Consider the following 19,331-nt stretch of genomic DNA (forward strand, 5'->3'; position numbering starts at 1 on the left):
TGTCGAACATGAAGATTGCCGTTATTGGTGGAGATGGAACCGGACCTGAAGTTACCGCAGAAGCCCTCAAGGTCATGGACGCGGCTGCCAAGTTGGAAGGTTTCACCATCGAAAAGACCGAGTTCGGTTTTGGTGGGGAGCACTACCTGAAGACAGGCGAAATTCTGCCTGAAGGTGCGGTCGCCGAACTGCGAAAGTTCGACGCGATCTTCCTCGGTGCGATCGGACACCCCGACGTTGCCCCCGGCATTCTGGAAAAGGGTCTGCTGTTGCAGCTGCGTTTCCAGCTCGATCAATACATCAACCTGCGTCCGGTGAAGCTATACCCCGGTGTCGAAACGCCGCTGAAGGATAAAGGTCCGGAAGAGATCGATTTCGTCGTCGTGCGTGAAAACACCGAAGACCTTTACGCCGGCATCGGTGGTTTCCTGAAGAAGGGAACCGCAGACGAAGTCGCCACGCAAACGGCTATGTACACCCGCAAGGGCTGCGAACGTTGGCTGCGTTGGGCCTTTGAATACACCCAGAAGCGAAACAACCCCAAAGGTAAGAAGCTGACTCTGGTCGCCAAGACCAACGTGCTGACCTACGGGCACGACCTGGTGTGGCGTACGTTCCAGGAAGTGGCCAAAGATTACCCCGACGTCGAGCCTGATTACAACCACGTCGATGCGTGCTGCATGTGGATGGTAAAGAATCCTGAGTACTACGACGTGATCGCCACCACCAACATGTTCGGCGACATCATCACCGACCTGGCAGGCATTCTGCAGGGCGGCATGGGTGTGGCTGCCGGCGGCAACATCAACCCCGATGCCGGCGGTACCAGCATGTACGAACCAATGGGTGGTAGTGCTCCGAAGTACACCGGCCAGAACGTGATCAACCCGATCGCGGCCATCAGTGCTGGTGCGATGCTGCTGGAACACACCGGTCAGCCAGCTGCCGGGGCCCGCGTTCTGAAGGCCATTCAAACCGTCACCGGCACCAAGATGAAGAGCCAGAGTGCCGGCAAGATGGGCTACGGAACGTCCGAAGTCGGTGATCTGGTCGTTGAAGCACTCGGCGGCTAATTGCCGAGCGATCGACACCCACCCACAATTTGAACAGATAAGGGGTCACGACCGAACTGCTCGGTCGCGGCCCCTTTTTTCAATGCCCTCCCCAATTCGACTACTCACCTGGGAATACTGCCATGTCCGTAAAAAGCCTTTTTGACCTGACCGGCCGCTCGGTTCTCGTAACCGGGGGAAGCAAGGGAATCGGCAAGACCATCGCCCGAGCCTTCGCTGAATGCGGAGCGAACGTCGGCATCACGGCCCGCCATCAAGACGAACTGGAAGCTGCCGCCGTCGAGATTGCCCAGGGGCTTAGCGTGCAGGTCGAGTACCGCGTGTGCGACATGAGCGACCGAGCCGCGGTCGATCTAATGGCGATCGACATGCTGAAAACGTTTGGCGGGATCGACGTACTGGTAAATAATGCAGGTACCAACAAACCTCAAATCTTAACGGAAACTACCGACGAAGTTTGGGATGACGTGTTAGAACTGAACTTCACCGCGTGCATGCGTTTAGCGCGTCATGTCGTTCCAAGCATGAAGGAAAAACGCTGGGGGAGAATCATTCACCTTTCCAGTGTCATGGCGTTGGCCTCTAATGCGGGTCGCGGGCTGTATTCGGGAACGAAGGCAGCACTTATTGGGATGGCCAGGGCGCATGCGTTAGAATTGGGGCCACACGGGATTACTGTCAACTGCATTTGTCCGGGCCCCATTGCGACCGACCTCCCCATGAGCTTGTTGAACGACGAGCAGAAACAGCGTTTCGCTGATCGAACCGCCGTGAAAAGGTGGGGCGAAACCATCGACATGGTGGGGCCGGCCTTGTTGCTGGGCAGTGACGCCGGTGCTTACATTACAGGAACAACCATCCTTGCCGATGGTGGACTTATTTGCCGAACGTTTGACTGAGCTCTTCGCTTGCTTGCCCTGGGGCCATTGGTTGCCCGGCAAGTCTTTTCCTTGGGCAGAGCCTGGCGAACGAAAATTTGATGTGACCACTTCATGGATTAGCGGCTTCGCCAATGCGAAGCCCGACAACTTGGCTTGCTCATGAATCTACAGATCCTCTCGACCAAAGATAGCCACGTTCATATCGCCGTTTCTGGCAGAGTAAGCCAGGACGGCATTCCCCGCGATAAAGAGCCAATCGCCAGCTTGTTGGGCCCCGATGCTTACACCTTGACGGTCCTGTTAGACCTCAAAGATGCCGAGGTGATCGACTCGAGCGGGATCGGTTGGCTGCTGGTTTGTCATAAGCGATTCGCGGAAAAGGGAGGACGCATGGTTTGTTATTCAGCCCCTCCGACAGTCGCCAATGTCTTCAAATTGATGCGCATGGATCTTGTCTTTGATAGCGCGGCCAACGCCGTGGAAGCGGAGAAACTAGCTGGTGTCAACGCAGAATCATAATTCGACTGGAATCGACTTCTCGCACGTCAACATGAGCAACCTCGAACCGGAAGCCCAGATGCGGCTTCTGATCGAACACTGCTCGATGACCGGCGCGAGCGATCTGTTTATCTTTGCTGGCGAGCCTGAGTGCCAGATCGCGATGCGGTTGTGGGGACGCATGCGTCCCATCACCCATGTGTCGTCGGCCGAGGGGCGTCAACTGCTCAACTACGTGAAGGCCCTCGCCGGGATCGATATCACCGAGCGTCGCCGACCCCAGGATGGTCGCTGGATTTATCGCGACGACGAAAAGGTGATCGACCTCCGGTTGAACCTGATCCCGACGCGCGAAGGGGAAGACCTCACCATTCGCCTGCTCGACCGCGATACCAACTTGCTTTCGATCGACCAGATCGGCCTTGGTCGTCACGATCGAAACGCGTTGATGGAGATGCTTCAATCGTCGTCTGGCCTCATCCTGGTTACCGGCCCGACTGGCACCGGCAAGACAACCACGATGTATGCCTGCCTGCAGTATCTCAACGACGGCAGTCGCAAGATCAACACGCTGGAAGATCCGATCGAGTTCTCGCTGCCTGGTATTCGCCAATCGCAAGTGAACTTGAAGGTCGGACTCGACTTCTCGGATCTGCTGCGTGGTGTGATTCGTCAGCAGCCGGACGTGATCATGGTGGGTGAGATTCGCGATAAGGAAACGGCCATCACTGCCGTGCGAGCCGCCAACAGTGGGCACCTGGTGCTCGCCACGCTGCATGCCCCTGTCGCCACCGGCGCGGTGCAAAGCATGTTGTCCTTCGACATTCACCCTTACTTCCTGGCCAGTTGTTTGCGGGGTGTGATTGCCCAGCGACTGGTTCGCGTGCTCGATACCGAGACGCGCGTGAAGTACGACCTGGGTGGTAACCATACCACGTTCGCCGATATCGAGTCGCTTCTGGAAGATGGCCAGGGAGGTTACTTCTACGGCCCCGACCCATCCGCCGGCAACGAAGGCTACAAGGGCCGCACGGCGATCTTCGAGATGGTGACCATGAACAAAGCGCTTCGCGACGCCATCATCAATCGCAAGCCGACCCACGAACTGGAAAGGCTGGCCGAAGAACTAGGCATGATCACCTTCCGCAAAGCGGCCATGCTTAAAGTTGCCCGCGGAGAAACGAGCATGGAAGAAGTCTTCAAAAGCGTCCCCGTCGAATACCTCGATCTGGAAACGACGAACTAACGACGCAAAGGAAGCTTGCTCGCATCGCGACTCTTGCCCCCTCTCCTTGTAGGGGCGAGAGGACATGTCTACTCGTCGGTCAGCTCAATTCGGATCGGTGAGTTCGCGATGGCTGCCTCCTCCTGCGTTTGTGTCTTGGCCAAGGGCCGGATACCGCTGCAACCGTCCAGTAGCGACTTTGCTTCTTGAAACCGGTAGTACGCATCGACCACTGGCGGCGGTAACTGGCGGGCAGCTTCTTTGGGGGAACGGGCCAGGCGTTGGTCGATGTTGCCGATGGGTTTGCTCGGACGAACGATCGACGTCAGGTAATCCAGCGGCGAATCCTTACGGCGATCGTGAATCTCGTCGGCGTACTTTCGTTTCGTCTGAATCCAGCGCGACTCTTCCTGGATGTAACGCTCGGCTACCTCGGCGGCGTAGCGGTTGCCGGCCTGGTAGATGGCTACGGTGTACTGCGTCTCTGGCAGATCGGTTTCCTTCGACGGTGCCCCAGGCACGAGCGACTGGCGAATTTTCGCCAGGCAGCGGATGCTCATCGTATCGGCCGACCAACCTTCCGGCACGGCCAGCACAATGCCTAGCATCGTCGTCCCTTCCAGGCTCGTTTGCGATGTGCGGTTGAAGCGGAAGTAGACACCGCGTCCGCGATGAATCGTACCGCTGGCAGCGGCCAGTTTCAGTTCCGGCAGGATATCGACCTTCTCGACCGTCGCATGTTTGCGGTTGAAGCCGAGGGACGCATCGGCACCCAGGCTCTTATCGAAACGTTCGTTCGCCGACAGCTTGCCGTTGATATCGAGTTCCGTTCGATTCTCTTTCGAGATGTTCCCGGCGTAGGGGCTTTGTAGTGTGGTCTGCGGTGAGAAGTCTTCGATCTGAATTCTCGGGTTGTGCAGTTCGACGAAGAAGGTTGTCTCGATCAGGTCATCCGCGATCCGCGAGTCGACCATCGTCGAGATCATCAAGTCCATGTGCAGCAGGCGATAGCCTGGCCGAGCGTTTTGAAACTCAGGCGTTGTCACGTCGGCTGCCGGCGTAAGGTAACCGACATCAAACTGAACCGGCGATCCGCCCCAGGTCACGGCTGGGCTGATGCCAAGAATGCTGACGAGCGTCAGAGTGCAGAGGATGCGAACCATGTTTGCTGGCCTTATGATTGCGAGTCCGTAGTGGTCTTCGCGGCTTCAAAGCAGGTCGCATTCCGTGCGAAAAAGAAAGTCCTATCCGTCCGTGCTTGCCGAATCCATTTCGATTGTCGTTATCGTACGGTACGCATCGAAGTCGGCAAGTGTTGGCCGGAGAAGGGCGAAAACATGGCAAGATTTGCGGATTTCTCCGCCTGCTGGCGATGCACCGCTAGCCCAGAGAAACCTGGGCGAAGCTGGAAATCGCTTCGTGTATGTGGCCATCTTCGACCGGCTTGTTGCCAGGGCGAATGCTCAGCAAGGTGCACATGCCTGCTTCTTTCGCCGCGTCGAGTTCGGCCACGATATCACTGATGAACAAGATCTTCTCGGCAGGCTCGGCAACTTCGGCCGCGATCGTGTTGTAGCTTGCGGCTTCCTTCTTGGGGCCGGTTGTCGTATCGAAGTGCCCAGAGAAGTACTTCAAAAGGTTGCCAGCCTCGCTGTGTCCGAAGAACAACTTCTGGGCCCCGATGCTGCCCGACGAGTAGATGAAAACGCGAAGCCCTGCCGTGGTCCAGGCTTCGAGGGCTTCCGGTACGTCGGCATAAACCTGGGCGGTCATCTCGCCGCGCTCGAAGCCATCCTTCCAGATCATTCCCTGCAGTGCTTTGAGCCCGGTCGCTTTGACGTCGCCATCCATCAGTCGGCGAATCTCGGCGGCGACCTTTTCACGCCGCTCGGCTTCGTTGGCACAATCGGCAGTCCAGGTCGCGAAGTCTTCGCTACCGGCATCCTTGGCGATCTGATCGAGCACCGGTGCCAGCGCAGGCTCGTTCCACGCCGACACCAGGTAGGCGTCGAGCTCGCGCAGGACATACGGGAACATGACATCAAACACGTAGGAAACGCTTGAAGTCGTTCCCTCGATGTCCAGCAGGATGACATTCCAGGGAGACGGCATTAGAGCTTCACCACGGGATCGATATCGTCGGCTTTCGCCAGGTAGTCTGGACCCCAGCATAGTGGCGAGTACTTCACGTGCACGCCATCTTCCATGTAGTGAGGCGTCCAGCCGGAAGGGTCCTCGAACAGGCGAATGCAACGGATGTGGCGATCGCTGCACAGATTGAACCAGTGCTGCGTATCACGCGGCACGTTGATCAGGTCGCCAGATTCGACCAGCACGGCGAAGACCGGGCCGTTCTCGGGATGGATATGAAAGACGCCTGCCCCTTCGACGGTGAAGCGAACTTCGTCTTCGCTGTGGGTATGCTCTTTGTTGAACTTCTCGAGCAGTGCATCCAGGTTGGGGGTTTCCGGCGAAACGTTGATGACGTCGGCCGTGACGAATCCACCTTGTTCTTTCAGGCGATCGATCTCAGGCTTGTAAGCTTCCAGGATCTCTTCGTTGGTGGCCTTTTCGCCGATGCGACCGGCGACGTCCCACTTTTCATACCAGATGCCAAACGGCTTCAGGAAGTCGACGATCTCTTGAATGTCGGTGATGGTTCGGTTTTCGTCTGGTACGGAAATGCTGGCCATGGTGCCGATTTCTCCTTTCGCCTTAAGTGCGGCGAATCGAATGCGAGATGACGTGTGCGAAAAGTGATTTTTTGTGCGGGCTTACTTGGCAGGACAAAGCTTGCCTTGTGCGGCTAGTTTACGGCCTACGACCTCGAATAGGAACTCATAAATCTCGATATGTCGTCGAGCTTCGGCGAGGTCCTCGCCCCAGGTATACAAGCCGTGGTTGCGAATCAGGAAGCCGTGGATCGGTGGCAGCGATTCGTCGTGGACGCGCTTCTCGACCTTCTCGGCAAGCCGGGGGATGTCTTGGGTGTTCTCGAAGACCGGCACGAACTCGGTGTGCTGGTGGGTCTTCACGCCGGCCAGGCCTTTGAGCATTTCGTACCCTTCGATCTCGAAGCCGCCAGCATCGCCGAACGTATCGGACAATAGCGTACCCCAGACCGAGTGCGTGTGCAGCACCGAGCCAACGTCTTCCATCCGAGCGAGAACCACGTGCAGTTGGGTCTCGGCCGAAGAGCGAGGCTGATCGGTCGTTGGCATGTTGTCCGAGTCGACCTGGTTGCCGTCGTAGTTGCAGCGAACGAAATCGTTGGGAGCCAGGCGACCCTTATCCATGCCGCTGGCGGTAACCACCAATTGCAGTGGGCTGCGATTGACGACGACGCTGTAGTTGCTGCTCGTGCCTACGGACCAGCCGCGATCGAAGAAATACTGGCCCGTTTCCCGCAGCCCCTGGACCGCCTTATCGAGGCCGGACAGGGCAGGGTGGGAAGGAGAACTCTTCGTCTGGATATCGGTGCTCATGGGGAGTCTGATTTCTTTCGTAGGCGGCACGTTCGTTGGGGGAGAGCCGTCTATCCTCGCTAAAGAAGAAACGCAAAAAGTCTGAGTGTAGCAAATCGGGGTCGGTCATCAACTCGCCGCGGCGGATCGGCCCCCTCTAACTATGCATCCTAGCGTTCTCGTCTCCGGCGGCAATGATGGCCGCTTCCGCCGCTGAGAGCTCTTCCAGTCGCGCCATCACTTCGCTTTCGGGGGCGAAGTGCTTCGCTAGACGCACATAAACGGCGTGATGCCGCGCTTCCGATTCAAATAAGCTGTCGTAGAAATCGCGCAGCTCGGCATCCGGTAGGTGCTTGCGAAGTTGGCCGAAACGTTCGCAGCTGCGGGCTTCAATCAAGCCGGCAACCAGCAGCCGATCGACGGCCCGTTGCGGTTCCTGGTTGCGGATCAGCTCGTGCAGTTGGGCCCCGTAGTTACTCGGTTTCAAGCGGCGAAACGGGATGCCTCGTTTCTTGAGCAGTTGAAGCACCATATGAAAATGCTCGAGTTCCTCGTTGACGATCGAGGTCATCTCGCGGCACAGTTCTTCGTCTTCCACGTAGGCGAAAAGCAGATTCAGAGCCGTACCGGCCGCTTTCTTTTCGCAGTGGGCATGATCGATCAGGACCAGGTCTGTGTGATTCTCGACCTGTTCGAGCCAACGCGGGCCTGTCTCAGATTTCAGGTGCAACATATCGGTCAGTCTTCCATCGAGTGCGTTTGGACTCCTAATTTAGTGCCCTTTTAGCGGAAGAACGAGGGGGCAACGCAGCCTGGCTAGCGCAGCAGAAGCCCCCTGACCCAAACGAGCCAAGGGGCTTTGCTATCCAAGTATGGGACCGGCTCGGCTACCGCTTAGAAGCGGATACCGACGGAGAAACCTGGGCTGCCGTAGTAGAACCCGCTGCCACCGTAGTAGCTCGGACGTCCGTAGTAGTAGCTGTTGTACGAACGGTACTGGTAAGGGCTCGGGTAGTAGTGACGGTGGTAATTGTGGTGATAGCCATGACCGTGGTAGCTATGACCATAGTGGCCATGGCCGCCGTTATGACCGTGATGACCACCATGCGGACCGCCAGCTTCCGCCGTGGAAGCAGCACCACCCACCATCAAACCAACAGCAACAACGGCAGCAATCAATAGCGACTTCATAATTCATCTTCTCCTGGACTTAGCAGTGTTACTTTCACAGCGGAAAACCCATGCTTTCCGGCTGCGACCCCCAGTGTGATCTGCCTTTGAATTAATGCAGGGACTATGCCAATTCGCCGAGCAATCGCCTAAGTGATGACGCTATAAGTGCTTGCAGCGAATCTGCTGACAGGGAAAGAGGGGGGGTTTTGTTATCAGCGTGATAACGTGTGTCTCAAACCAGGGTCGAAAGACCCCAGCCCGGTCGTTCACCGCTCGTTCATCCGCGTTGAGAGGCAACCAGCCAAAGAAGGGGGGAAGGTCCGCGAGTAGTGAGGTCAGAAATGAGAGCCGTTTTCGAGGCCATCTCGCGTAGAAATCAGCAGCCGGCCGCTGGGTTCGGTCAGCGCATAAAATAAGGCAGCTATTGGACTTCCAACGCTGCCTTCTCGCAAAAAGCGAGGCCGACGGGGGTCGAACCCGCAACCACCGGATCGACAGTCCGGATGTGTTGGGATTCTTGGGGCCTCAAGCTTGAGCTGGCGATAGCCAGGAATTGTCAAAGAGCAAAGATTCCCCGAAGTCTAGGGCATGAACCGAGGCAATGCAATGCGGCGGCCCCAAAAAACGCGGCCCCACCAGGTCTGCGTGGTGAGGTTATAGCCCGGACAATTGCTACCACCGGTACCGCGCCCACGAATCGCGGGGCTCTACCTCGAGATGAAATTCCCGGCGGCGATCGGCCGGAGTACTCCGCCGCCAGGTTCGGCGGCTTTGCCCCGAGGTACGTTTCTTTGCGATCGCAAGCCGCGAAAAGCTGCGGCCGGATCCTAAATCGAGCCGCCGAAGGATAACGCGGCTGCGCCTCGTTTCGTGTTGGAGCTCGCCGCCGAATCGGTCGGCCGTTCCAGGAACTGGCCGCCAGAAGCTCCGCCGCTTGCTCTTGCGAGCCTTCGGCCTGGCGGGCTATGGTTTCCGCTTCACGGCTTCGGGTGGCGATCGTTTCGCTATCGCGATGCCACGGCAGAGACGGCGGCCGGTTCGTTCTCCGTCGGGCCGGCCGCTCGTTTTGCAGGCCGCTAGATTATTTCGACTTTTTTCACCCACGCGGAAGCCGCCGAATTCTGCGCCGCTCGAGAACGCTGCCTAAACCGATGGCAGCCAAACAAGTAGGCCGGAAGGCTGGAAGGTTGCCCGATGCACTGGCAAGTAGACTACTGTTTCGTGAGAGAAAGCTGCGGCGAACTGCGGGCGGTTGGCGTGTATTGCCGGCCGGTCGGGTTTCGGTGGTGGGTGCCTATGGATTACGTGCGGTGGTTTTCCATCTTCCGCCATGGATTCACCACCGTAGAAGGCGCGGTGCCCAAGTGCTATTCGGTTTCCCAGCCTGTCGAGACGATGCCCGTTATGATTGATCTTTCGCAGGCCGAGTCCTTAAAACTGCTGCCACCTGGTACCAGGATTCGAGCCCGTCGCGGAATTGAAGTCGATCGACTCGACCTGATAGACGTAATTGTGCATCTGCCAGACGGTGGCGAGATCGACTACTCGGACGACGAAATCCCGTTTTAAGGGGCATCCATGGCAGACGATTGGACACCGGAGAAACGCAAGCTCGGCGCATACGCGAAAGCGCTGGGTGTCATGCCGATATCTTCTCCGGCTTCGCCTTCAACCGCTGGCGGGCATCCTCGGCGATTGCTTCGCTTTTCTCGATTCCCACGGCGCGGAGCCCCAACTCGCGAGCGGCAACCAGGGTCGTGGCACCACCGGCGAAGGGATCGAGAACTGATTCGCCCCCACTTTCCGAGACGGCGCGGAGAAGTTGTTTCATAAGCTCGACCGGCTTCTCTGCGAAATGCACACGCCTTTGCGTCGACACAGGCGACATCTGGTAAGCACCTGGCAGCGAAGGCCCCACGCGCGGGCGTGTGCCCTTGGTGCCCCATACGATGAATTCACAACGCTGGTTGAAGCCGCCGATGCGTGGCCGCGTGTTCTTCTTGTCCCACGGCACGATGCCACACCAATTCAGGCCGGCTCCTTGGAGAATGTCGGTCATGGTTGGCAATTGTCGCCAGTCGGTGAACAAACAAACGAGCCCGCCAGGCTTGAGCAGCTCGGCGGCCGTGCCTAGCCAGGTCATGGCCCACAAGCGATAGGAACGTTGGTCCATGTTATCGCCGAGAAATGCCTTCATCTCGATTTTGTGGCCCGTCTGGCGGTACTTCTCGTTGGTGCATTTCTGCCGAGAGCTGAGATGCAAACCGCCGCTGGAATAGGGCGGGTCGGTCATCACGGCGTCGAATTCAACGCCGCGCCGCTTCATTTGCTCCATGGCCTGCAAACAGTCGCCACGATAGAGTTCGATGCCGCGGCCGGAGTAGATACGCTTGATTGCTTGGGTTCGTTTCGTCATCGGTGAAGATTCAAAAGCAGCTCTGCAGCCAGGTAGCCCCAGGCACAACCGCCACCAAACAGCAAGAAGCAAACGAACGCAAGCAAAGAACGCACTTCCCATACGTTGGGCGGTGCGTCGGTGCATTGCTCGATCTCTTGCCACTCCATGCCCCCGTCGGCCGTGTGTCGGCCACGGTAGAGTTTCGAGTTGGTGCCGTCTAGCCGCACGCCTAGAAGCCCTTCTTGTCGGGCCTGGCTATCACTGACGGCCAGAACGCGCGGGCGGCTTCGTCCATCATCCGGTCGTAATCCGGGTCGAGGCCGTGGCGTGGATGGGGTAGCCTGGCTTGCAAAGCCGGGTTGGCCGGCACGATGGCCGGTTGTTCGTCGCGGCGGCGATCGGCGGCCGCCGCGTGGTCGGTCTCATCGGGTAGCGGCTGGACGATCTCAACAAACAGCGTAAAGCCGAGTCGAGCACAAACCGTTTGAGCGCGGTAGATATAGCGGGCTTCTTCCTTGGCATCCTTCACCAGGATTAGCACGCCTGGCTTCTTGCCGGTCAGCTCGGCATAGTACGCCGCCTGGCCGATCGCCTCGGCCCACTTGTAAGCCCAGTCGGCTTCGATTGCGTGGGTATCGGTCAGCAGGTCGACCCGTGTTCCGTCCCATTGCCGAGCTTCAAGCGTGGCGTTGTACTTCGGTGCCAGGCGTCGGCATTGGCCGAGTTCGTCCCCCATGGCCGCGTGGCAAGAGTGCAGCAAGAAACAAAGGGCAGCCCCGGTGATGAAATAGAGCCAGAAAGACGGCCAAACGGAAAGACGGCGCGGCTTGGAAAACATGGGCTTCACTTGGGTTCGGTTGGGAGGCCTTCGTCGCCGTTTGCCGCGGCGTGCATAGTTCGAGGGGGTAAGGGTAGCGGGCGTGCCCCGCTGTTGGAAGGCGAGTTATTCGGCGGCGTGCTATCGGCCCGGGCCCCGGCCGCCGAAAACTCCGGCCTGCGATCGCGGATCAGCTACCGACCATCTGGCGGGCGGCTTCCATCGCGCAGGCGTGAAACTCCGGGGCGTCATCCATTTCGCCGTGGATGCGGTGCAGCTCCACCGACGGGTGAACGATCGTGTTTCCACCGGCCGCGATGCGATGGCCTCGAGGTGCGTTCATGCGTTGGTGGAACACCCAGGTCTCTTTAATGTTGGGCGGTAAGCGAATGACGGGCGGTGCCAGGATATGAAGCCGCGAGAATTCCGAGCCACCGAGCATTGCCAGCCAGCGGAACAACGGCCACGGATGCCGGTACACCGGGTCCGATAGAACGCACTTCTCCACTTCAAAGCCGCGGCCGTACAGCTCGCTGGCAAGCTGCATCGCGCCGTAACCAGCTCCCCAGCTATAGCCGAAGATGGCCACGCGTGGTGTTTCGCCGTAGTACTTGGTGATATTCGCGATTTCGTCGGCCTTCTCTTTCCAGTCGGCATTCCATTGGAAGTGAGACAACCGCAAGCGGGCACCGTTGGAGTATCCGGCCGTGCGTAGCTTCTCGCTTAGCAGCCAGGTGCCAGGCACGCGGGCCTCGGTTTGGCGGAATCCGGAGATACAAACAAAGTGAAACATCATCGGTACGCCTTTTCGATCGCCTCGGCAACGTTGGTCGGTAGCGTGCCCGAGGCATGGCACACGCCACAAGCAAACAAAATCGTGGGTAACAGTTCGGTATGGGCGGCAAACTTCGACAATGCCGCAATGGCACCGGCTCGGCCGGCTTCATACGTGCGTAGCGGGCTTGGATCGCCGGTGAAGACTATCACCGGGACACGGAAGCGTCCGACGGCAGCCAGTGCTTCGTGCCTTTCGGCGTCTGGTAAATGAAGGTCGAGCAACACGAGGTCGGTACCCTCGAGTGCTTTTTCCACGCCGGCCGTGAGCCTATCAACGTGCGTGATGATGCACGGGATTTCGGCACGCCGTAGAATCCGCTCGGCCATCAGGACGTCGAAAGCATTGTCTTCGACAAGCAGCACGCGAAGGGCGGCCGGCGGCTGGTTTTCGCTGTTCATAGTTCGCTCGTCGGTTCGTGGGTGTGTAAATATTTGTGCAGGGTATCTTCGGTCCATTTAGCCGGATGGTTTCGCCGCCAGGGGCAATTGCGAACCCGACGGCGGAGCACGGCCGCGGTGGTATCGGTCGACGGGCAACCACCGTATAGGCATTTGCGTTTCGGTGCGTCTGGTCGATAGCCAGGACAGAACGCACAAAAGTTCGCCAGAATGGTGAGCACTTCGGCATCGGTGCGGCTGGCCCCTTTTTTCTTGATCGAATGCGAGTTGAAATCGGTCTCCGAGACGGACGCAAATACGCGGCAGATTCCATCAGGCATTGCCGGCAACGGCGTTTGGTTACGCCGGCCACAACCTGGCCGCTGGCACTCGAAAATGCCTTGTTCCACTTCTCGGTAGTCGCAGTTGTCGCTCAATTGGAAATGCTCATGGTGACAGGAAACGAACCAACACAAGCATCGCCGATAAATTCGTCTAGCTTGTTGAGCGTTTGCGGGTATGGGCCGCCGTCTGATTCGTAGATGGCGGTGATTTGGTCGCATTCGTTTTGATATTCGCCAAATGGCGAAGACGGCCAAGAATCCAAAACCGTGTTCGAGATAATTACCAGCCAGCGATAGTAGGTCGTTACGTTGCTATAGAAAGGCCTTGCAATAATCCGCAACTCTTTGCTCGTGGCATCGGTGGGACTGCAATCACAGTTCCCAAATGAATAGCTGTGAAATCCGCCAGATACCGTTAGCGTCTTAGTGCCCGTGAGGCTTGAACAAAGCGAACAATTGTTGTTGGTTAATGCGCTGCCAAGCGTTAGGTACATGTCGCCAGCGATCGAATCCAGGCTTAGCCGAGGTGAATAGCAAGGAAACTTGGCCGTTTCACCTAGCATCATTCGATAGGTATAGAAACTCGCTTCCATGTCCGGATCGACATAAAAGCCGTGCCGTCGTCCACCATGAAAGGTTGTTGATATAGCTTTCTCGTGAACGCGAGAGTTGGGGACAGTTCGGCTTTCCTTGTGGCCGTAATAGATCAGATTGGAGCCATGGCGACGGCGAGCCCACGCTGTATCATAACCTGGCTCCGGATCGCCAAAGGTTGTTGGATAATTCGGGCCGTCGACAAGATATGTAGGCGAGCCGCTGGCAACTCTCGTGAGCCGCTGGTTTCGGAGGGCACCCGAATAGTAGGCTTGCCCTTGCCAGTGGTAGTTGTCTGCGTCTAGATAGTCGAATACCAGTCCAGCAAATTTGGGTGTGCCTGCGCTTGAAGTGCCAGGCGTATAGGTGGCTTCAGGTGTAAAGGAATTGCTGCCATGTTGCGAACTATTTACCCCATAGCCATCTTTGAAAAGTGCGATGGCGGGCTCGCTATTTCCGTAATTGTTGCAGAATACGCCGTAGTCGAATCCACCGAAATCAAAGAAGGACCAGCTACCAGAAACGACTTCCAAGACGTCTGCAATATCATCGCCGACTTTAAAACGCTGGTAATTCGATTGAAAAATATCTAGGCCACTGGCACTTGCCAGAAGGCATTGGGTAGCTTCACCGCAACAACAATCTCGATACATCACTTGTGTCCTTATGTCACCGCATCGCAGCTGTGAATGTCTAGAAACTCCCAGCGGAACGTTGACGCATTCCAGAAGACTTTGCCTGTCATTGACGTAGCGGCATTGCCCCACAGGTTGTACGGGTCATGCCCTATTCCGCCGCCGCTGTAGTTGGAAAAAGTAAAGCTGGCCTGCTGTGCGGTCGTGTCACCCATGGCCTCGGTTAGTGAAACGTTGCGAATTACGTCTCCGGGATCATGCCCTATCTTCACCGCACATAGCTTGTCACCGGTGCCGGCCGGTTTGTAAAGAATTCGGGCCGTCCCATGCCTACTACTGGTAAGCTTCACGGAACTGCTGTTAAGAACTTCGGCGTGCGTGTCGTTAGCGTCGTTTATCTGAACGTTTGCAATCACCAGGCCGACTAGGCAGGCCCGCCCGATAGCTCCGTCGGCAATTGGTTCAAGCAATACGACAAACCGGCCGAGGTGGTCTGCTGTGGTTGGAGTCGTACCTTCAAAGGATGGGCGGTCGGCAAACTCGTTGGCGTTGTCGGATTCCGTTACCAGGATGCCGTCGATTCCAAGAACGCCGTGCCGATCGACGTTGCCACCACTGCCGTTGTAGATGTGAACGATTGTGGATTGTCGGCTGTATGCAAGTTCTTCGCCGCCAAGGTACGCTCGCCCGCCTTGGACCACATCGACGGCTTCGCCAATCGTGTTCCAGTCTCGCAGCTTGATGTCGGCCCGATCGCCGCGCCGTTTACGTTCTAATGGCATGGCTTAGGTTCCGATTCCAAGGTCGCCAAAGTCGGTGGATTCGTACACGTCTTCGACGTACACAGCGGTCGGCCGCCGCACTAATGCGTAGTTGGCGGCGTCCTTCTGTGCCGCGAAACGCACCCAGAGGTATTGGTGCCCCTTCTTGTCGATGCCGGTTATGTCGCCGATTTGCAGGCCGGTTTTGTTCTTCTCCATGGCAAAGCTGAAGGACAGGTCCCAATCGCCGCCGCCTCGCTGTTGACCGGAAACCCCCAGGAATAGCACCTCCCCCGCGGCCCACCCTTTGAATGGTGCGTCATTCACGGTGCCGGTGCGTTCGCTAAGCGTCTTCACGAAAGCGAGCGTTACCGCAGCCGCGGCCACCGTAGTCTTCACGGAGAAGCGAAACTGCGGCACGATGATATCGACCCCTTCGACTTTGTCGGGCTCGGTAACACCGATGGCCCCTTTGCAGTCGGGCGGGTTGGTGCCGTACCTGGTCGTGCCTAAGCTCGTGGTGATGTGCGTCTGACCGCCGCTGGTATCAAACGAGAATTCGGTAGGGTCGCCTGGCTGCTGGTCGTCCTTCGATTCGGGCGCGTCCGGATGCACGAAATTGAACGTGCAACGAAAGTAGCCCGGGCATATTTCGTCCAGGTCGATCGTCTCACGCAATAGGTTTGCGTCGTTGCCAGGTCCGTTGGTTTTGGCGTACGTCTCGGCTTCCAGGTGCGTAAGGTCAGTCGTGCCGATTGCCAGGTAGACAATTTGCGACGTGCTGTCCTTCGCTTTCGTGGCGCTATGCACTTTGCGAGAGTGCCAGATTTCTTTAAAGCTGTTAACGGTGCCCATGATTGGGCCTCGGTCGGTTGGTCGGTCCTTCTAGGCGACGGCAGGCCCGGTCGGCATTGGGCCCGCGGTCGTGGTTAGGTGAACTGCGGCATCTGAAGTCTTGCCAGGCGTTCGGACATCGTCTTGGTGTTCTCGGCCGTTTTCTCGCTGGCCTCGGCCGTGCGTTTATCAAGAGGTGAAGCTACCGCCGAGAATCGAGCTGCGGCGGCTCCGCTGAATGTGCCTACGATGCTACTTTGCGCCTGTTCGAGGTCTGGGTTGTTGTTGTCGAGTTGAGTCGAAATCTTCTTGCTTTCCTGGTCAGCTATAAGAGCATTCGCCGCCGCAACTGCTAGGGCACTGTCTAGCTCACCCAGTGCCTCTTGTAGTTTTGCCTGCATCTCTGCCGACTTGCGGTCGCTTGCTTGTTGGCGTGATTCCGCATTAGCGTTAATTGCAAGCTGTGCTCCGTCACCTGCCTCTAGGCTAAATTGGTCGATAGACTTTGCCGCATTTTGCAGTGACTCAATCCCGAGGAAGTCGCCGGCCGATTTCATCAGGCCGCCAATCTTGCTAAGCATCGCGGAGAAGATTTTCACCACGCCAAACCGCAGCTCGTCACAAACGCGTAGGCTCAAGTTCTTGAAACCGTCCCACAGTTTGGAAAGCTGACCAATGCCGGCGGCCCACGCTACCTTTAGCGACAACCAGAGAATGTTTGCGGCCCCTGCGATATCGCCAGCCCTAAGAGAGTTGGCGATTCCTTGAAATACGGCATTCGCCATCGTCCAAAGAAAACCGAATCTGTCGGATAGAAACGAAACCACCTTGCCGCCGATGCCGGAGAAGTAGAGCATCGCCGCCCCACCTGCAATAACAAGAGCGATCACCAGGCCGATTGGCGAAATGATGGCGGCCAGAACGCCCCCAAGGGCACCGACCACGACACCAGTTGACGAAATGATGGCACCGGTGGTAATTAGAGCGATACCAAGAGCAGACACGATAAAGCCAAGTCCCATTACCCCGGCGGCAACTAGGAAGATTGTCTGCAGAAGGCCCCGATTCTCTTTAACCCATTTCACAACTTGGGAGCCGATCTTCGCCGCGATATCTAAAAACATCGTCAGAGGACCGGCTACCGCCGCGCCTATTTGCTGCCAGGTTCCTTCCATGACACGCTTTAATCGGTTCATCGCATCAGTAAGATCCGCGGCTGCGGTAGCATCTTCACGGGTCATTGTGAAACCTAGATCCCTAGCCTCTTGCCGCAGGGCTTCTATGTCACCTTGCATTAGCGGTAACAGCTTGGTCCCGCTTTTGCCGAATATTTCCATCGCAACACCGGCCCGCCGCGTTGGATCTTCAATGGCCCCGATTCGCTTGGAGAGTTCCAGGAATTGTTCTTCCGGAGACATAGCCGCTAGTCGGTCAAAATTCACCCCGAGAGAAGCGAACGTATCGCTAAGCGTTGTCGAACCTCCTGCCGTGTCGGTAATCGCTCGCTGCATACGGGCGACCCCCTTTTCGAGTTCATCTAGATTCGAACCCGATTGCTCAGCCGCAAAGCCGAGTTCCGAAAGCGTCTCGGCACCGATGCCGGTTCGCAGAGACATTTTGTCGAGCTTGTCGCCAACGTCGGCCATATGCTTAGCAGCGGCCACAAACGGCGTCACGATCGCTGCCCCCGCGGCCGTCATGCCTGCCCCCACGTTAAGCACCTGGCGGCCGACAGCTTGAACCCCGGCCCCGAAAGCCTTCAACCTAGCCGCGCCTGTGTTGAGCCCTTTCTGGAGCATGTCGCGAACGAATAGTTCGATGTATGCGCCGCCAGCTCGAATATTACGACCGCTCATTAGCTCGCGTCCTCCCAGGCTTTCATAAGTTTGGGGTTGTGCGTTTCTTCGTTGAGTGCTGGCCCCATGTACTTTCGTTCTTCGTAGTGCTTCACCTCACCCGTTAAGCGGTCGACAATGTCGCCGCCGTGTTCCATCAGCTCGGGAACCGAATAGGGAGTTCGCATCCGTATAGAGCCCACAACCAGCGTCTTGTCGTCATGGTCGAGTGCAAACAGAATCGTGCGAAGGTTCGGTTCTGCTTTCGTCTTCGTTTTCGGCGGCTCGCCTGGTTGGCTAGTCCGCTTGGCTGGTCTCGTGTTGCGGCGGCCTGTTCGGCGAATATAGGCACCAATCTTTGACATGGCCCGCCGCTTCTTCTTGCTGATGGCACCAATGACAGCGGCCTTGTCGAAAAACCGGTTCATCAGCTTGTAGCCGATAGAGTTCTGGATTTTCGTCATGGTTTCCGTCTTGTAATTGCAGGAAGTTCGAGCGGTTGCGGTTTGGGCCCTTCGCCAAACCGCTTGCCAGTCCAGGCGTAGGCAACCGAGCCGATGGTGTCTCGGTTCACCGGAATGCCACCGGACCCTCCGGCATAAGCTGTGCGGTCGGCCAGCGGGTTAAAGTCGGAAGGTTTGAACGGTGTCGGCCGCCGCTTCGGGTCTCGGTTCGCGTTGGCGATTAAGCAGCAAAGGGTTGCAATTTGTCCCCAGCTAAGGCGAGCACGTGCCAGGTAGCCGTACCACAGCTCGGCAACCGTGTACTGGCCTAGCTCGCTTGGCTTTACTCCCAGAACGCCGGCCGCATCTTGGATCAGTCCCCACCAGGCGGCGGCACGCTGTTCAGGGCTATTGCTTTGTCGAGCGAGTTCTCCAGAGTCTGGAATTCCTTCTGGAAGGTCGCTTCCAGTAGTTGGTCCATCTTCGGCGATTCCGCCAGCGCCTGAGCATTCGCTAGTCTCGCCTTCTCCGCCTTCTTCATCTTCTGGAGGACTAGCCGCAGCGGCCCCCGCTTGTCCTCGCGGAAAAAAGCAATCAGGCTCTCGAAAAATGCCCACGTGGCAGCGTCCAAAGTCGTGTCGTCCATGGATTCCCAGAACGACTTGGCGGCCCCTTCGAGCACTTCCGGATGGTCGTTGCCCTTGGCTGCGTGTTCTTCGTGGTCAGCTTTGAAGTACTCGGCGGCCTGGTCTCGAATGAGTGCCCATATCAGATCGCAGAATTCCGCCGTATCCGCGGCTAAACGGTTGAAAAGGTCGCCATCTGCCGATGCGAAAAGGTCCAATCCGATTTCCCGCTTGAGCCGCGTTACCGTGTGGATGGTAATCTTGATTTCGTAGCTACGGTCGTTGTTGTCCTTGAACGACCGGTCGTTCGGCTGCGGCGGTTCGGGCTGTAGCATACTATTGGCTGGTTGCATCTTTCTTTTCCCTGGTTGCCAGGCGTCGGAGCGTTTGCCATCGCCGCCGAATCTGGTAACCTAATGAGTGGTCGGTCTGTCGGTTTTCTGATAGGCCACGAATGCCGCCGGCGGTCGGCAAAACTTAGCCGGCGGCATTCTCTTTTGGCCCTACGGGCATTC

23 protein-coding genes are annotated in these 19,331 nt (G+C 57.5%); 5 read left to right on the forward strand and 18 right to left on the reverse strand.

Features of this window, described 5'->3' with window-relative positions:
• Positions 1-8: 8 nt before the first annotated feature.
• From C5Y96_RS05560 to C5Y96_RS05575, 4 genes are all read left to right on the forward strand, one after another.
• On the forward strand, positions 9-1,073 hold the full coding sequence (locus C5Y96_RS05560; protein WP_233198795.1) for a 3-isopropylmalate dehydrogenase: 1,065 nt from the start codon (positions 9-11) through the stop codon (positions 1,071-1,073).
• Positions 1,074-1,195: 122 nt separating this feature from the next.
• The gene (locus C5Y96_RS05565; RefSeq protein ID WP_105350703.1) at positions 1,196-1,972 is read left to right on the forward strand and encodes an SDR family NAD(P)-dependent oxidoreductase; all 777 of its coding nucleotides are present in this window, start codon (positions 1,196-1,198) and stop codon (positions 1,970-1,972) included.
• A gap of 141 nt (positions 1,973-2,113) precedes the next feature.
• Positions 2,114-2,473 carry an STAS domain-containing protein gene (locus C5Y96_RS05570; RefSeq protein WP_105350704.1) on the forward strand — a complete coding sequence of 120 codons (360 nt, stop codon included), beginning with the start codon at positions 2,114-2,116 and terminating at the stop codon, positions 2,471-2,473.
• A complete protein-coding gene (locus C5Y96_RS05575) occupies positions 2,454-3,698 on the forward strand; it encodes a GspE/PulE family protein (protein ID WP_233198797.1) in 1,245 nt (414 codons plus the stop codon). Before C5Y96_RS05570 ends, C5Y96_RS05575 begins: the two co-directional genes overlap by 20 nt.
• Before the next feature lie 68 nt (positions 3,699-3,766).
• Here C5Y96_RS05575 and C5Y96_RS05580 read toward each other — a convergent pair whose 3' ends face one another.
• The 6 genes from C5Y96_RS05580 to C5Y96_RS05605 form a co-directional block, all read right to left on the reverse strand.
• Positions 3,767-4,840 carry a hypothetical protein gene (locus C5Y96_RS05580; protein ID WP_105350705.1) on the reverse strand — a complete coding sequence of 358 codons (1,074 nt, stop codon included), beginning with the start codon at positions 4,838-4,840 and terminating at the stop codon, positions 3,767-3,769.
• 217 nt (positions 4,841-5,057) lie between these two features.
• Positions 5,058-5,789 carry an acireductone synthase gene (gene mtnC, locus C5Y96_RS05585; protein ID WP_105350708.1) on the reverse strand — a complete coding sequence of 244 codons (732 nt, stop codon included), beginning with the start codon at positions 5,787-5,789 and terminating at the stop codon, positions 5,058-5,060.
• Complete coding sequence (locus C5Y96_RS05590; RefSeq protein WP_105350711.1) at positions 5,789-6,370, reverse strand: 1,2-dihydroxy-3-keto-5-methylthiopentene dioxygenase; 582 nt, start codon at positions 6,368-6,370, stop codon at positions 5,789-5,791. Before C5Y96_RS05590 ends, mtnC begins: the two co-directional genes overlap by 1 nt.
• A gap of 81 nt (positions 6,371-6,451) precedes the next feature.
• Positions 6,452-7,162 (reverse strand): methylthioribulose 1-phosphate dehydratase, encoded by a 711-nt coding sequence (mtnB, locus tag C5Y96_RS05595; protein WP_105350713.1) that lies wholly within the window; start codon positions 7,160-7,162, stop codon positions 6,452-6,454.
• Between the two features lie 136 nt (positions 7,163-7,298).
• A complete protein-coding gene (locus tag C5Y96_RS05600; protein WP_105350715.1) occupies positions 7,299-7,874 on the reverse strand; it encodes a tRNA-(ms[2]io[6]A)-hydroxylase in 576 nt (191 codons plus the stop codon).
• Between the two features lie 161 nt (positions 7,875-8,035).
• The gene (locus tag C5Y96_RS05605) at positions 8,036-8,332 is read right to left on the reverse strand and encodes a hypothetical protein (protein ID WP_105350717.1); all 297 of its coding nucleotides are present in this window, start codon (positions 8,330-8,332) and stop codon (positions 8,036-8,038) included.
• Positions 8,333-9,508: 1,176 nt separating this feature from the next.
• Between C5Y96_RS05605 and C5Y96_RS05615 the strand changes: the two genes are divergently transcribed.
• Positions 9,509-9,883, forward strand: coding sequence for a hypothetical protein (locus C5Y96_RS05615; RefSeq protein WP_105350721.1), 375 nt, complete (start codon positions 9,509-9,511; stop codon positions 9,881-9,883).
• A 70-nt stretch (positions 9,884-9,953) separates the two neighbouring features.
• On the opposite strand, the gene C5Y96_RS05620 is transcribed toward C5Y96_RS05615, so the two are convergent.
• From C5Y96_RS05620 to C5Y96_RS05665, 12 genes are all read right to left on the reverse strand, one after another.
• The gene (locus C5Y96_RS05620; RefSeq protein WP_158261105.1) at positions 9,954-10,730 is read right to left on the reverse strand and encodes a DNA-methyltransferase; all 777 of its coding nucleotides are present in this window, start codon (positions 10,728-10,730) and stop codon (positions 9,954-9,956) included.
• Entirely contained in the window at positions 10,727-10,939 is a 213-nt protein-coding gene (locus C5Y96_RS27250; RefSeq protein ID WP_158261106.1) for a hypothetical protein, read from the reverse strand. The genes C5Y96_RS05620 and C5Y96_RS27250 overlap by 4 nt, the downstream gene beginning before the upstream one ends.
• Before the next feature lie 2 nt (positions 10,940-10,941).
• Entirely contained in the window at positions 10,942-11,550 is a 609-nt protein-coding gene (locus C5Y96_RS05625; protein WP_105350726.1) for a hypothetical protein, read from the reverse strand.
• Between the two features lie 169 nt (positions 11,551-11,719).
• Complete coding sequence (locus C5Y96_RS05630; protein WP_105350728.1) at positions 11,720-12,325, reverse strand: hypothetical protein; 606 nt, start codon at positions 12,323-12,325, stop codon at positions 11,720-11,722.
• Positions 12,322-12,765 (reverse strand): response regulator, encoded by a 444-nt coding sequence (locus tag C5Y96_RS05635; RefSeq protein WP_158261107.1) that lies wholly within the window; start codon positions 12,763-12,765, stop codon positions 12,322-12,324. The genes C5Y96_RS05630 and C5Y96_RS05635 overlap by 4 nt, the downstream gene beginning before the upstream one ends.
• Positions 12,762-13,181: a hypothetical protein gene (locus tag C5Y96_RS27015; protein WP_146115528.1), complete on the reverse strand. Its 420-nt coding sequence runs from the start codon at positions 13,179-13,181 to the stop codon at positions 12,762-12,764. The genes C5Y96_RS05635 and C5Y96_RS27015 overlap by 4 nt, the downstream gene beginning before the upstream one ends.
• Positions 13,178-14,338 (reverse strand): hypothetical protein, encoded by a 1,161-nt coding sequence (locus C5Y96_RS05640; protein ID WP_146115529.1) that lies wholly within the window; start codon positions 14,336-14,338, stop codon positions 13,178-13,180. Before C5Y96_RS05640 ends, C5Y96_RS27015 begins: the two co-directional genes overlap by 4 nt.
• A gap of 8 nt (positions 14,339-14,346) precedes the next feature.
• Entirely contained in the window at positions 14,347-15,099 is a 753-nt protein-coding gene (locus C5Y96_RS05645; RefSeq protein ID WP_105350736.1) for a hypothetical protein, read from the reverse strand.
• A 3-nt stretch (positions 15,100-15,102) separates the two neighbouring features.
• Positions 15,103-15,933 (reverse strand): hypothetical protein, encoded by an 831-nt coding sequence (locus C5Y96_RS05650; protein WP_105350739.1) that lies wholly within the window; start codon positions 15,931-15,933, stop codon positions 15,103-15,105.
• A gap of 74 nt (positions 15,934-16,007) precedes the next feature.
• Positions 16,008-17,768 (reverse strand): hypothetical protein, encoded by a 1,761-nt coding sequence (locus C5Y96_RS05655; protein ID WP_105350742.1) that lies wholly within the window; start codon positions 17,766-17,768, stop codon positions 16,008-16,010.
• Positions 17,768-18,211 (reverse strand): hypothetical protein, encoded by a 444-nt coding sequence (locus C5Y96_RS05660; RefSeq protein WP_105350745.1) that lies wholly within the window; start codon positions 18,209-18,211, stop codon positions 17,768-17,770. Before C5Y96_RS05660 ends, C5Y96_RS05655 begins: the two co-directional genes overlap by 1 nt.
• Positions 18,212-18,563: 352 nt before the next feature.
• Positions 18,564-19,169 carry a hypothetical protein gene (locus C5Y96_RS05665; protein ID WP_105350747.1) on the reverse strand — a complete coding sequence of 202 codons (606 nt, stop codon included), beginning with the start codon at positions 19,167-19,169 and terminating at the stop codon, positions 18,564-18,566.
• Between the last annotated feature and the right edge of the window lie 162 nt (positions 19,170-19,331).

This window comes from Blastopirellula marina, assembly GCF_002967715.1.
GTDB lineage: Bacteria > Planctomycetota > Planctomycetia > Pirellulales > Pirellulaceae > Bremerella > Bremerella marina_B.

Bases quoted from the DNA above. Each gene is read 5' to 3' on its own strand.
- C5Y96_RS05660 (WP_105350745.1), bottom strand. From the start codon at position 18,211: ATGACGAAAATCCAGAACTCTATCGGCTACAAGCTGATGAACCGGTTT.
- mtnC (WP_105350708.1), bottom strand. From the start codon at position 5,789: ATGCCGTCTCCCTGGAATGTCATCCTGCTGGACATCGAGGGAACGACT.
- C5Y96_RS05560 (WP_233198795.1), top strand. From the start codon at position 9: ATGAAGATTGCCGTTATTGGTGGAGATGGAACCGGACCTGAAGTTACC.
- C5Y96_RS05590 (WP_105350711.1), bottom strand. From the start codon at position 6,370: ATGGCCAGCATTTCCGTACCAGACGAAAACCGAACCATCACCGACATT.
- C5Y96_RS05630 (WP_105350728.1), bottom strand. From the start codon at position 12,325: ATGATGTTTCACTTTGTTTGTATCTCCGGATTCCGCCAAACCGAGGCC.
- C5Y96_RS05625 (WP_105350726.1), bottom strand. From the start codon at position 11,550: ATGTTTTCCAAGCCGCGCCGTCTTTCCGTTTGGCCGTCTTTCTGGCTC.
- C5Y96_RS05645 (WP_105350736.1), bottom strand. From the start codon at position 15,099: ATGCCATTAGAACGTAAACGGCGCGGCGATCGGGCCGACATCAAGCTG.
- C5Y96_RS05635 (WP_158261107.1), bottom strand. From the start codon at position 12,765: ATGAACAGCGAAAACCAGCCGCCGGCCGCCCTTCGCGTGCTGCTTGTC.
- C5Y96_RS05580 (WP_105350705.1), bottom strand. From the start codon at position 4,840: ATGGTTCGCATCCTCTGCACTCTGACGCTCGTCAGCATTCTTGGCATC.
- C5Y96_RS05620 (WP_158261105.1), bottom strand. From the start codon at position 10,730: ATGACGAAACGAACCCAAGCAATCAAGCGTATCTACTCCGGCCGCGGC.
- mtnB (WP_105350713.1), bottom strand. From the start codon at position 7,162: ATGAGCACCGATATCCAGACGAAGAGTTCTCCTTCCCACCCTGCCCTG.
- C5Y96_RS05615 (WP_105350721.1), top strand. From the start codon at position 9,509: ATGCACTGGCAAGTAGACTACTGTTTCGTGAGAGAAAGCTGCGGCGAA.
- C5Y96_RS05570 (WP_105350704.1), top strand. From the start codon at position 2,114: ATGAATCTACAGATCCTCTCGACCAAAGATAGCCACGTTCATATCGCC.
- C5Y96_RS05600 (WP_105350715.1), bottom strand. From the start codon at position 7,874: ATGTTGCACCTGAAATCTGAGACAGGCCCGCGTTGGCTCGAACAGGTC.
- C5Y96_RS05655 (WP_105350742.1), bottom strand. From the start codon at position 17,768: ATGAGCGGTCGTAATATTCGAGCTGGCGGCGCATACATCGAACTATTC.
- C5Y96_RS05650 (WP_105350739.1), bottom strand. From the start codon at position 15,933: ATGGGCACCGTTAACAGCTTTAAAGAAATCTGGCACTCTCGCAAAGTG.
- C5Y96_RS05605 (WP_105350717.1), bottom strand. From the start codon at position 8,332: ATGAAGTCGCTATTGATTGCTGCCGTTGTTGCTGTTGGTTTGATGGTG.
- C5Y96_RS05665 (WP_105350747.1), bottom strand. From the start codon at position 19,169: ATGCAACCAGCCAATAGTATGCTACAGCCCGAACCGCCGCAGCCGAAC.
- C5Y96_RS05565 (WP_105350703.1), top strand. From the start codon at position 1,196: ATGTCCGTAAAAAGCCTTTTTGACCTGACCGGCCGCTCGGTTCTCGTA.